Here is a 12958-nt window from a genome sequence, read left to right as displayed (position 1 = left end):
GTTTGATGATGCCGCTGTCCTGGAAGAGACATTAGGCGAAAGCTGTTCAAGTCTTACTGCGGTAACCGGTAATTGCGACTGCTCAGGGTACACCTCTATTCAAGATGACGATGAGATTAATACCCCGGAAGGCAGCAGAACTGCTGGTTAACCGGATCAACGAGCAGTACGGGTATGCAGTCAACTGTTCCTATCCGAATTCGTTTCGGCTTCTGAACCGTACCCAATACGAGATACTTAAGGCGATTAACGACCGTGATGATCTGGACGCGCTGTCTCACCGTTTCGGCCTTCCATCGGAAGAACTGAAGAAGTTCCTGGTGTTGTTGAGCAAAACCGATATTGTGCGGTTTGATGATGCGTTCAGCGTACCGCAACGACTAAAAGAACCTAAATCGCTGAACTTTTGGATTCACACCACTGATGCCTGTAATCTCGGGTGTAGCTATTGTTACATCTCTACTCTGAACACCCGTAAGGGAATGTCGAACAAGGTGCAACAACAGCTTCTGTTAAAACTCACCGAAACAGTAAGACGAAGAGGCATCAAGCATGCCAAGCTTCGCCTGGCCGGGGGCGAACCCCTAAGCCAGTTCAAAGCTTGGAAAGACTTTGTTCCTAGAGCGGCTCGCGTATTGGCGGATTTAGGATGCAAGCTGGACATAGCATTTATTACCAATCTGACTATCCTCAATGAGGATATTCTGAAACTCTCCAAAGAGTACGGTATAAGTTACGGCATCTCTTTAGATGGTGTAGAAAATATGCATGATGCCACCCGGAAATTTAGATCAGGAAAAGGTTCATTCCACGTAGTGGATACGAATGTGCGAAAGCTCTTGGCGGAAAATATTCCAGTCTCGGTCAATACGGTAATTAGCAGCCATAATCTGGCCGGATTGCCGGAGCTCACTCGGTACCTTATCGCCCTGGATGTTCCTTTTCGCTACTCCATTGTTAAAGGCGAGGCAATCCAGGCGGACTTACTGGAACAGTATCTGTTTGAATCCTATGCCATCATGGAAGAGGCTATAATATCTGGTTGGCAATTTGCCCAAAGGTATCAGTTCTGCGATTTGAAGCCTAATGAACTAGGGTTTCAGACTTGCACCTCCGGCTTTTCGGGTGGGGCAATTTACGTAGATGGCTCCTTGAAGTATTGCCATGTGCATTTTGGACAGGAACAACATCCAGGCTCGTCCATTTTCAATCCGAAACTGGATTTGGTAGAGATGATTGAGCAGGGTGAGCATCACGAAGAGACGAAGTCCGAGGATTGTAAAACCTGTCGGTACCGATCGGTCTGTACCAGTGGATGCCCTGTGTATCGGGTTGATGGGAAAGACCCGCAATGTAGCCTCTATCATCAGGTGATCCCCATGTATTATGACCTCCAAGCCAAAGAGCGATTGCACCTTTTGCAAAAACATGGAATGGTATAGCCCATACGCGCATCAACATCTATCGGTTAGGATGGTCGGAATTTGGTACTCGCAATCTCCCTACTGGCTTTGCTCGCCACCTTTTATGAGTTGCATCTTCAGCGGCGGCATAATGAAAAGTCTCTAAAGCCTATAGCCCAGATTACCCTAACGGATCGGGGCAAATTATTGTCTGTCCATATTGAAAACAATGGTGTTGGGCCTTTGATTGTGGAAAAGCTTACTTTTACCAAAGATAGCAAGCATTACACCAATATAGAGAATTGTTTAGACCTCAATCCGCGCTCCTATCAACACATACCGGTTACGGAATTTGTAAAGCAGATTATTCTGCCTGGCTCCTACGATGCAGTTTTTTCCATGGAATTTGGAGAAGGTAATACGGATAAAGAGATGGCTAAGGTTCGAGAACAGCTTGCCGTGCTTAGGCTAAAAGTAGATGGCCGGGATATCTACGATAACAAGGTCGCGGTGGAAAGAGAACTGCGATGGTTTATTCGGCATAGTAGTGCTTAAGGTTCAGAACATATTGAAAAATTCAATACAGCCTGTTCTACCATTTTGCAATCATTACCATAGCTTCACCGATCAGATTGACCTCTTTTCCTCCAAGTTTCTGATACTCTACAACATCACACTTGTTTTCCTCAAACTTTGGATAACAACTGTATCCATCACACTTTATAATATCGGTAAGGAACTGGCCTAGACCTCTAAAGACAGATGACTTTATTTTATTTTTGCTTTCGTCGTTGACTGGATTATTAATATCAGAGACTTCTTCTTCTGACATGTAATCTAAAAGGTATGATGACTCGTCAACGAAATTAATTCTAAGAGACTCAAGTAATAGAGGTTCATCAAACATATATCCTCTTCGATCGTAATTGAAGGACATGTTAGATATATCATAGCTATCATCATAAAAGAAAATGTTGAAGCTATCTTTAGGATTGCTGAAAAATAGGTTATATTTCATTCTTAAAACTCCATGTATATACACAAGTCAACAGGCTTATACATGGTTTTCATAATGTTGTCAAGGGGCGTTTTAACTGGATCTCCGAATTCAATTGAGCCAACATGCTCTCTATGAATCAATGAAACCATTATTCGTTGAGATACAGCGAAGAGCCATTTCAAAAATGCTTTGCCAAAGTAGCGTAGTGCCTACCATCCTCAAATAAGCTCTTTCATCTCTAACTTCTATTACCTCGCTTTCTACCATTCGCTCCTGGCTTAGGGAGTATACATCTAACCGATGTCCCTTAATATTCGGAATAGCAATTAAGCAATGGGCGTGCAAAAATACTTAATCAGATTTATAGTTTGACATTTTAGAAATAACTAAGATGTCATATTGGCATTTCTAAAAAATTTATGATTATTTTAGAAATTTTAGAAAAGCCATCAACCTTTATCCCAAATGAGTTCCCGTTCACAAATGCATATTTCCTCAAGGGTTTACCGAGAACTATATGACATGTTATTAAAGAGATTTTCTGAAAAAGAGCTAACTCCCAAGGAGCGAGATCGCTACTCTGGCTACGAACCTTATAGAATGTGGGAAGCAGAAGATGATAAAGGGAATAGCAAGTTCCGAATTGTTTTTGGGCAGGAAAGGAATGAACTATATTTCTACAGTAAACTTAGCCAAGATATAGAAAAAAATCCTTATGTGTCTCTTAAAGTAGAGACTATGATTAAAGCCTTAGAATATCTTGGTTTACAAATTCCTGAGAGCATTAAAGGGATAAAAAAACCTTTGCCAGGAATGAAAGCTAAGATTCTTTATCAACTATTTCTCGAGGATTATTTTCCTGGATTTTTAGAGGAAAACATAGAAAGACTAAAAGTGTATGACAAAGAAAACCACGAATTAATCCGCAATCCAAGAGAAAATGACCCGGTAAATACTAGCATTACCAAGTCCATAGCAGGTAGTGTATCACCAACCAAAGAAATGGTGGTAATAAAACAGCTCATTAATAGATTCTACGGTTTCATCTCTCAGGAAAAACTCGAAGATGCTTGGAATTTGCTAGCACCAAGCTTCCAGAAGCGGAGGTGGGAAGAAGAGTTTGAAAAATTTAGGGTCGGTTATACTAATACGGTTTCCATCTATAATATTCATGTTTTCGAAATCGTAAATAAAGGAGATGACATACTTTGTAAGGTTTACTATGAGGACGAAATCATCACTTATACATCGTATGATGTAAGTAAATTAAATACGATAACAGTATCAAATATTAATGCTTTTATCAACCAAATTAAAGAGTTACAAAAATCAGCCTCAGCAATTGGGATGAAAGAATTCAATAGAGTTGAATTGCATAAATTTTTTGAACCTGCTCTGAGCGAGTACTTATGGTATAGATGCGGTATAAAGCCAGAACAAATCAAAGATTTGTTGCATCGTCAGGAAAATATTACCGTATCACGTCTTTGCCGAATTTCCTGCACTTGCATCGACGGGAATTGGTTAATTAAGGGAATTCAACCCGTTAAAAACTACGCCATTCGATAGGCAAACTTTACAACTACAGATATATACCCTCGCAATCTGAGGTCAGGGTATTCACTTTCATTACTATGAAAACACCTTTGCCAAAAATTAATCATTCATAATCAGCTCATCGTACTTATCAATCACAGTGTTCTCAAAAGAGTCCAGATAGGTTTGCGTGATCTCTTCGGTAGCATGTCCCATGCTTTCTTGGATAATAGCAGTCGGTACACCTTTCCGCTTACCAGTCGTAGCGTAGGTATGCCGTGCCGTATAAATAGTAAAAGGCGTAATATCACACAGAGCCGCAATGTCCTTGAGCCGCTTGTTCAACCGCTTGCGCCGGTTTCGTATAATGTCAGCGTAGCGTTCCGGTGGGTCAGACGGCTTGAGGATGGGAAAGATGAAGTCATCCGGGCCGAATTCTTTACCGATATAAGGTAGCAAGAGCTCTTTTAACACCGGGCTGATCTTGATGCTAAACGGTTTGCCGGTCTTCTGGCGCACGTAATGTATCCGCTCAAAATCTCCCCGAATGCTCGAAACCTTCAGCAAGGCCATATCCATCCAGTTCATGCCCCGCATAAAGAAGCTGGCCATGAACATATTCCTTGCATGGGCAAGTGGGGAACCCTGCTCTAGGGCAATATCCCGCAAGGCTTTAAACTCAGTCTCGGTTAATGATCTTCGTACCGGGGTCTGACTTTTGATCTTGTAATGTGTGAAAGGGTAAGCTTCCTTTGAGACCATACCGGATTTGATGGCTTTGTTGTAGGCACTGCGAAGTGTACGTAAGTATACGCTTAATGATCCTGCACTTGAGCCGTTGGCGTAATGCCAATTCTCAAAACGGGTTAGAAAGGTGTAATTGACGGCTTCAAACGATAGGTCTCTGCCCTTTCTAAAGGATTGTAGGCGTTTCAGCGTTTGGCCGTATACATCAGCATTACCGGCTTTACGGGCTTTTTTAAGTTCAGCGATGAGGTTTTCCAGGAAAATGAAGACCGTTTTCTTCTCCGACTTTTTACCACCTGTTAGCGTCTCTTTCAGGTCAGCCATAGCTAGGTGAGCGAGCTTACCTTCATCGTCCAGATGAGCAATGATATCGTAAGCCTTAGTCCTCTTCTTATGCAGCGCATTGTTGAAGCGAGTGGTGTTCTCTACGACATTTGAAGACTTTTTTACCTTCTCATTTTTACTGTCCCAGTCTTTCTCAGTCAGGCTGTATCCCAAAGGAATATTGATACTCTTGCGGTCGTGTAAGACGCGCATGACTAATGGATAAGACCCGTCTTTTCGTGCACGGCGGGTATCCAGCAGAAGTTTGATGTTTGTTGCCATAAGAAAAATTTGCAAGCGATTTGCAAGCAAATATAGGTATTTTATGGCTTAATCTGAAATTACCTAAAACATAAACTACTGATAATCAGACATATAAAAACATATCAAACCATATGAATACAGTATTTTACCTGCTTTGGGAGCAGGGGGTCGCAGGTTCGAATCCTGCCGCCCCGACGAACCTATCAAATTGCATTAAACCCTTTCAAATCATATAATTTGAAAGGGTTTTTTATGCTTAAATCATTCATTTGACCCTAATATATATGACGAAATAGGTGAACTATTCAGTGAACTACTTTCGTATGCGTAGCTATTTACCAAATGTAAAATATATCATAGTCGCTTAAGAAATAAAAGTGGTCTGGCTACTGTGAACAAGTAATGATGCTAACTAGTAAGTAACTCAAGTCATAGGTGTAAGTAAGAATAGATTTCGTTGTAGTAATCTATTTTCTTATTCTGGTTGCACTATCAGCACCCAGTCTTGTTTGATGGGTTCTCGCGGCACTTTCCAAGTACCATCTTCACTAGCAAGAAAGCTCTCGTTGAGATTGTGTACTCCATTTAGCGGATTGATAAAAGTGTAGCGATAGTTTCATCCTTTGTTCAACTGTTGTAACTCAATGTTGCGAATGGCATCAAAAAAGTAGACCCCGCGTAAATCATCGGTAGATTGGGAGCAATGCGGCTGGAATATTCGGTATTCGCGTGCCGACTAGTCCCTTCTGGGAAGGGTTGCGGTGTCTGCCAGTCCAATGCCTGCAGTATTTTCTTACCGGCACCAATGTAGGTAGAACATAAGTACTGATGAGCCGTTTCCTAGGGCACATTACCCCACGCATCGCCTACTAGGGAAGCGCCGAACAATTCTTCTTCGGTATTAAACTGCCAGATTCTCTCTACTCCGTAGGAAAAACCCAGTGCACCCAGCAGCTACTCACTCTATCACCTGATTTTGCTGCGACACCTAAGCGGTGGTTTGAGCGAACGCGGGTAAAGAGTTAATTAGGAAAATTGCAACTAAGAGACGAGTTAAACGCATTAGTTTAAAATTATTGGTTCTACGGTAGACTTACTTCTATTACTTTGCTAGGCTGGTAGCCAATGCGGTGGGCTTGAACGCTTATCTGGCTTCCCTCCGGCGCAGTAAACGGTTCAGTGTATACTTGCCAACTTTCAGCTTCAGTAGGTTGGTTAACAATCTGGTAGCCAATATTAGCCCCTTCCGTTGGACAAGAAATAGCAATCTGTTGATTTGATGCTTCTACTTCAGGGGCACTGGTGGTAGGTTGCTCATCTTGGCCGTTCCAAAGCTGCTCAATGAGTTCTCGTTCCGGTAAGTTGGGCTGGTCACCAACGGCGTTTATCCATGTGTCCAGTTCAGCGCGTAACTCAGTCAACTTCTCAGTATACTGCGGGTCACTGGCTAAGTTGTGCAGTTCATATGGGTCGTTTTTACAGTCAAATAGTTCTTCTCGTGGTTTACCTTCTCTGAACCACTGCGCTTGATTCTCATTGAGTGTACCTTCAGCTTGCAGTTGCCGTAATTCTTTCATGGAAGGGATTTGCTCGCGGTAGCTAATAGGTAGGTAATATCCCTGCTCGGGACGGTAGTTGCGAATGTACTTAAACTGGGGGTCGCGTACGGCGCGGATAGCATCCGTAAACTCATCGAAACGATCGGCTGCCGCATACACATAATCCCGTTCTTCATCCACCTGATACTCACCCAGAAAGGCCTGACCGTGTAAGTAACTTGGCGGTTGAATGTCGGCTAATGAGAGTACTGTGGGAGCGAAGTCTACGAAGCTAACCAGTTGCTCATCTATATCTCCGGCTTTCCATCCGTTAGGAAAGCGAACGATCATCGGTGAGTTAAGCCCCGAGTCATAAATTAATCGCTTCTGGCGAGGTAGCGGCCCTCCGTGGTCGGCATAGAAAAAGATAATCGTACTGTCTAAGAGTCCGTCAGCCTCCAACTGATCTAAAATAGCCCCTACCTGACGATCCATTTCAGCAATATTATTATACATCTTCCACATATCCCTACGAATGGTTTCCGTGTCGGGCAGGTAAGGGGGAATAGGAAAGTCAAGGTCTTTAGCCACATGCACGGTGGTTTCTTCCTCGCTCATCCGGCCTCTTCTCACGTTGTCACTTCCCGCATTAACATCAAAGGTGGTATCGCCTGAAGAATAGTGCCGCTGTTCTATGTTGCGGAAGCCGTAGGGCTCAAACAGTCCTGATTCATGAGTCTCAGTAAAGTTGAAAATAGAAAAAAACGGTTGCCCGTCACTCCGGTTTCGCCAGTGGGCAAAGGGGCCAGATTCGTCCCAAGCCGTGACTGGTTTCTGAAATTGGTAGTCTTCCTTGAAGTTGTTGGTACAGTAGTATCCCTGTTCACGCAAGACTTGGCTCATCATTTTAGCTTCGGGAGGGGGCACTGCTTCGTAGGTGGGCAAACCCGTAAACTCACGGTGTGAGCTAGTACGCATGTGATTGGCTCCAAAGCTAGAAGGGTACAAACCCATGGCAATAGCGGCCCGACTGGGAGCACACACGCCGGAAGGAGAGAATAAATTGGGGTACCGAATACCCTCAGCGGCTAACCGGCTCAAGTTAGGCGTCTGAATAGTAGAGTCACCAAAGGCCGGAAGGTAAGGCCCCATATCTTCGGTGACCAACCATAGTACATGCGGTCGGAAAGAAAGCTTTTCGCTCGCCTCTTCCGGCTCGTTAACAGAATCAGGCTGCTGACAACCGTTGGCTAATGGTAGCAGTAGAATTATAGTAAGAAGAAGAGATTACGCATACAGTGAACTGGGTTTAAAGGTGGAGTAGCCCTATCAGGGTGATCATTTAATGGTCAAAAATTTATAGAAGTACGCTCATTGTTTTTTCCCGTATACTGCTCCTAGTAGGGTGGTAATCAGTGGCAGGTAGACAGTGGATACTTAAACCAGTATGTTCAAAAAGACTGTAGGGATTATGATTGCGAACGAACACTATCTCACTCGTCCCGTCGGCATCTAGGTCTTCTAGTAGCACCGTAGCACCCAGGTTTGATCCGGATACCTCGTAAAATACTTCATTAGTGCCACTGGTAAAGTCAAACCTCCGGAGCTGCACCCGAAGAGCTTTCGCCGGATAACCGCTCTCCCGGGCGTAACCCGTCTCCGTAAAAACATTAACTGGTAATAGCACTTCCTCAAAATTTCGGTTGGCAGTAGTGATTGTAACGGGCGAAGCGTACTGCAAACTTCCCAATGAATCCAATACGTTATACTCTCCGGTTTTTCCATCAATCAGCACCTGTAACGACCTGCTAATTTCTGGCCACGTTCCTTCTCCGTAATTCACAAAGAAGTCGGGAGTGGGGTCACCCACAAACTGACCGATAGCCGGTTGAGCGTGAGTTTCGTACCCTTCTCCCGGACTCACCTCCCACAGTACCGTGTGATCCTCACCGTTCAGAGCGATGGTTTTGCCTTCATAAGCATTAATAACAACATCTAGCACCTCATCGCCAGTGAGGTCAGTAAGGAGTGGAGGAGCAATAAACCCCTTCTCTTTTCCTGCCAGTAACGAGATGGCTTCATCGATTTTTCCGTCCAGTAAATCACTGATCGGCGTTCGGTAAAAATTACCGGCTATCGTTTCTCCCCCCGTTCCAAAGTAAACAGCATCTTCTGAGACTATGGGTGACATATAGGTTTCTTTTCCATCGGGCATAGGGGCTTTCGCTAGTACCTCACCATCGGCAGAAGAAAAAATCATAAGATAGCCGACGGGCCGCTGATCTTCCCAGGGACGCGCGTTCACAAACCCACCATAAGAAACTAAAAGATCACTCAAGCCATCCTGATTACAATCAGGAATTATCTGCGGGGTAAAGAAATTAAGTACTGTGGTATCCGCTTTACTTCGGTATGGATCTATGCGCTCATATTCCCACAGCAAATCTCCTGAACTTCCGTCGATGGCGAAAAACTGCGCGGATCGGCCACCGATAAATACATCACTAATACCATCGTTAGTAACATCCAGAAAAACGGGGCTACCTACTATCTGGTTCCGGCCGGGCACTTTCCACAGCAACTTCCCATGCTGCCCATCAATAGCTACTACTGCGTTTTCCGAAGGCTCCCACTCCTTAGAACCACCCGCACCTAAGACGATGTCTTTAACCCCATCTTCCGTTAAATCGCAAACCCGGGGCGAAGAATAAGTACCTGACTCGTCAATTGTGGCTACCCAACCGGGTTGATGACAGGCAGAAAGAAAGGCTACGCACAGAGAATACCGGATGAAGAGTAATTTTTTGAGCACAGAGCAGTATAACATATAAACTAATAGCTAAATTAAGCAAAATTGGATTGCTATGTTCAAACTAGTAGGAAGGTTATTTTTCTTTTTGGCAGCGATTGGCTGTCAATCAAAAGACGGTGATACCCTGTTTAAACTACGCTCCGATTCTGGTATTAAATTCACCAACGCTATTTCCGAAAATGACTCTATGAACCTAATGGAGTTAGAATACTTTTATCGGGGAGGTGGGGTAGCTATCGGTGATCTCAACGCGGATCAACTGCCGGATATTATCTTGGGAGGTAACCAGGTTCCCACTCGCCTGTACCTTAACCGAGGTAGCCAAGGATCCGCTCCGTTTGTTTTTGAAGATATTACCGAAAAAGCCGGTTTTTATACCGATCGTTGGGTTAATGGGATCAGCTTGGTGGATATCAATCAAGATGGACTAATGGATGTCTATCTTAGCGTTGGCGGATCAAATCAACCAGAAAGAAGGGAGAACTTATTTTTTATTCAGCAGGATTCTGACGATCAGAACTATCCTCTTTTTATAGATCGAGCTCCAGAATTTGGATTAAACACGAATAAAAGTACCACCCAAGCGGTTTTCTTTGACTACGACCGCGATAACGATCTGGACGTGCTGCTGATCAATACTGATCCTGATGATCATAACCCGAACGTAGTACGCGACAAAAGTGAGGATGGTTCGGCCCCTAACGCTGATCTGCTGTTTGAAAATCGGCTAAACGAAGGGGCGGGCTTTACAGATGTAAGTAGCGAAGCGGGTATCGTGTACGAAGGGTTTAGTTTGGGAGTAGCCGTGTCGGATTTTAACCTGGATGGCTGGCCCGATGTGTATATCGCTAACGACCATCTTACCAATGATGTGCTCTATATCAATCAGCAAAACAAAACATTCTCTAATCTAACTGCTCAAACTATCAAGAACCAGAGCTATTTTAGCATGGGAGTGTTCGTAAAGGACCTAGACAACAACGGTAGGAACGATATTTTCACCTTGGATATGCTGCCCGAAAATAACGATCGCCGGAAAAATATGGCGATGGCGATGAACCTTACCCGCTTTTTGTTGGCCAAAGATTACGGTTACCAGGAGCAGTTTATGAAGAATGCCCTCCATATCAACCTGGGTGCCGATTCCTCCGAAAAACCTATCTTCACCGAAGTAGCCCAGTTGGCGGGCATCCACGATACGGACTGGAGTTGGGGCAGCGTACTGGCTGATTTTGACCTGGACGGTGACAACGATATTGTGGTAGCGAATGGCTATGCTCGCAACATCACCGACATGGATTTTATTGCCTATCAGGAAAATCAGAACTTCTTCGCCGGAAGTCTTAACACTCCCGAGTACCGAGCTGCCATTGGTGAGCGTCCGGCTATTCAACTGTCTAATTATGCCTTCCGGAACGAGGGGAACCTACAGTTTTCGGAGGTAACCAAGCAGTGGGGATTGTTCGGGGAGAATTTATCTAACGGTATTGCCTACGGCGATTTAGATCTGGATGGTGACTTAGACTTGGTGATCAACCATATTAATCAACCGGCATCCATTTACGAAAACACCAGCCAAAGCAATTCTAACCACTATCTCAAAGTGTACGCTTCCACCCCTGCGGGCATTCCGGTTCTAGGAACGAGAGCCTATTTGTACGCCAATGAGTCGGTTCAGTACCAGGAATTGTATCCGGTGCAGGGCTATCAATCTACCCAGGAAGCTGTGTTTCATTTCGGATTAAACAAACAAGAAATTATCGATTCTTTACAACTTATTTGGCCGGATGGCAGTAGCACTCTTTACGAAGATTTGCGGGGCGATACTTCGTATATTTTTCACCAATCAGATGCCTTCCAAACGTCAATTCAGCCTGCAACACCTAACACCAAAGTTTGGACACAGACTACCGCTTACGACTGGCAACATCAACCCGCTGATCCCTACGGAGATATTTATAACCAGCCTCTGCTGTATCAGACCTTTTCTAGGGAAGGCCCACTGCTGGTACCGGATGACGAAACACAGCCGAAAAATATTTTTGTCGGAAGCGGGCCCAATAATCAGCCTATGACTATTCTCTCGCTACAGCAAGACGGGCAGTGGGTTATGAAGTATTTCGAGAAGCAAGGGCAGTACGAAGATACGGATGCTGCGTGGTTGGATGCCGACCAAGATGGTGACTTAGACTTGTTTGTAGCGAGTGGCAATGTGAGCTTTCGCGATGGTCATGCTAGCTTACAAGACCGGCTTTACCTACAATCAGCGGCAGGGTTTGAATTGGCTCTAGATAGGCTACCCGACATGAAAACATTTACGAAAGAAGTGGTGAAGGTGGATTTTGATCATGATGGTGACGAAGATTTACTGGTATTCGGAAGAATGGTGAACGGGAATTTTCCGGCTTCGCCTCAATCGTATTTACTACGGAATGATCGCGGTACGTTCACTGATGTATCCGAGCAGTATTTGCCGGAAGGCGGAAAGCTAGGAATGGTAAGTTGCGCGGAAGTAGCTGATCTGGATCAGGATGGACGTTTTGAAGTCATTTACACCGGGGAGTGGCAGGGAATCAACGTACTGAAATGGCAGGCAGAAAAATATGTAAAAACAAAAGAATATCCCGAGATTGATTCTCTTCAAGGTTGGTGGCAAAGCCTGCATATTGCTGATCTGAATCAAGATAACTACCCCGACATACTCGCGGGAAATGTGGGATTAAACCATCCGTACGCTGATCATCTTCCCTTGGTATTGGTGGCGACTGATTTGGATGGCGATCAACAAGAAAACCCACTGTTGGGCTGGCACATCGTGAATAGCCAAGGTGATAAGAAGTTGTACCCAGCCCTTCAACGAGATGATCTGCTGCGGCAGTTTCCCGCCCTGCGGAATACTTACCGGACTTACCACGATTTTGCTGATTTGGAAATGCCCGAACTGCTACTTCTTTCCCGAACGCCCCCTCGGCAGCAGGAGGCCAACTACATGCAAAGTGTGGTTCTTCTGAACCAAAAGGGCCAAGAGTTTGCCGTGAAGCCTTTGCCCCGAGTAGCGCAAACCGGTCCGATCAATGCGTTCGTTACCCATGATTTTGATAGCGATGGGGCGGTCGATATTCTATGCTTGGGGAACAACCGCAAACTCAGTGTCTCCCTGGGATGGAATGATAACTTTACCGGAGTGGTCCTGCTTCATCAGGATACTGCTTTTGTTCCTTTACCTTGGAAAGAAACCCAGCTAAACGTATCGCAGGAAGTAAGGGACGCGGTACCACTTGGCCACGGAAAAATACTCATTTCCAACTACGCGGATTCTCTGCAAGTTTTGCAC

General features: G+C 44.6%; 9 protein-coding genes. 4 read left to right on the top strand and 5 right to left on the bottom strand.

Annotated features, from left to right (window positions below):
• Window positions 1–110: 110 nt before the first annotated feature.
• Complete coding sequence (locus WBA23_RS08535) at window positions 111–1442, top strand: radical SAM protein (protein WP_424581852.1); 1332 nt, start codon at window positions 111–113, stop codon at window positions 1440–1442.
• Window positions 1443–1484: 42 nt separating this feature from the next.
• Window positions 1485–1958: a hypothetical protein gene (locus WBA23_RS08530; RefSeq protein ID WP_424581851.1), complete on the top strand. Its 474-nt coding sequence runs from the start codon at window positions 1485–1487 to the stop codon at window positions 1956–1958.
• Window positions 1959–1995: 37 nt separating this feature from the next.
• Here WBA23_RS08530 and WBA23_RS08525 read toward each other — a convergent pair whose 3' ends face one another.
• Both WBA23_RS08525 and WBA23_RS08520 read right to left on the bottom strand, forming a co-directional pair.
• Window positions 1996–2421, bottom strand: a complete 426-nt coding sequence (locus WBA23_RS08525; RefSeq protein ID WP_424581850.1) for a hypothetical protein — start codon at window positions 2419–2421, stop codon at window positions 1996–1998.
• A 111-nt stretch (window positions 2422–2532) separates the two neighbouring features.
• Entirely contained in the window at window positions 2533–2748 is a 216-nt protein-coding gene (locus WBA23_RS08520; RefSeq protein WP_424581849.1) for a hypothetical protein, read from the bottom strand.
• A 177-nt stretch (window positions 2749–2925) separates the two neighbouring features.
• Between WBA23_RS08520 and WBA23_RS08515 the strand changes: the two genes are divergently transcribed.
• Window positions 2926–3972 carry a hypothetical protein gene (locus tag WBA23_RS08515; RefSeq protein WP_424581848.1) on the top strand — a complete coding sequence of 349 codons (1047 nt, stop codon included), beginning with the start codon at window positions 2926–2928 and terminating at the stop codon, window positions 3970–3972.
• An 87-nt stretch (window positions 3973–4059) separates the two neighbouring features.
• Here WBA23_RS08515 and WBA23_RS08510 read toward each other — a convergent pair whose 3' ends face one another.
• The 3 genes from WBA23_RS08510 to WBA23_RS08500 all read right to left on the bottom strand — a co-directional run bounded on the left by WBA23_RS08510 (window position 4060) and on the right by WBA23_RS08500 (window position 9639).
• Entirely contained in the window at window positions 4060–5292 is a 1233-nt protein-coding gene (locus WBA23_RS08510) for a phage integrase SAM-like domain-containing protein (protein ID WP_424581847.1), read from the bottom strand.
• A 1064-nt stretch (window positions 5293–6356) separates the two neighbouring features.
• A complete protein-coding gene (locus tag WBA23_RS08505; RefSeq protein ID WP_424581853.1) occupies window positions 6357–8075 on the bottom strand; it encodes a sulfatase-like hydrolase/transferase in 1719 nt (572 codons plus the stop codon).
• 94 nt (window positions 8076–8169) lie between these two features.
• A complete protein-coding gene (locus WBA23_RS08500) occupies window positions 8170–9639 on the bottom strand; it encodes a PQQ-binding-like beta-propeller repeat protein (RefSeq protein WP_424581846.1) in 1470 nt (489 codons plus the stop codon).
• A 37-nt stretch (window positions 9640–9676) separates the two neighbouring features.
• On the opposite strand from WBA23_RS08500, the gene WBA23_RS08495 reads away from it, so the two are divergent.
• A partial coding sequence (locus WBA23_RS08495) for a VCBS repeat-containing protein (protein WP_424581845.1) occupies window positions 9677–12958 on the top strand: 3282 nt, incomplete at its 3' end.

Source organism: Tunicatimonas sp. (genome assembly GCF_049647865.1).
Taxonomy (GTDB): domain Bacteria; phylum Bacteroidota; class Bacteroidia; order Cytophagales; family Cyclobacteriaceae; genus Tunicatimonas.
The sequence above is the reverse complement of the archived record's forward strand: the minus strand, read 5'-3'. Positions and strand labels throughout refer to the sequence as shown.

Coding starts and splice junctions, on each gene's coding strand:
- WBA23_RS08535 (WP_424581852.1), top strand. CDS start 111: ATGAGATTAATACCCCGGAAGGCAGCAGAACTGCTGGTTAACCGGATC.
- WBA23_RS08525 (WP_424581850.1), bottom strand. CDS start 2,421: ATGAAATATAACCTATTTTTCAGCAATCCTAAAGATAGCTTCAACATT.
- WBA23_RS08515 (WP_424581848.1), top strand. CDS start 2,926: ATGTTATTAAAGAGATTTTCTGAAAAAGAGCTAACTCCCAAGGAGCGA.
- WBA23_RS08510 (WP_424581847.1), bottom strand. CDS start 5,292: ATGGCAACAAACATCAAACTTCTGCTGGATACCCGCCGTGCACGAAAA.
- WBA23_RS08500 (WP_424581846.1), bottom strand. CDS start 9,639: ATGTTATACTGCTCTGTGCTCAAAAAATTACTCTTCATCCGGTATTCT.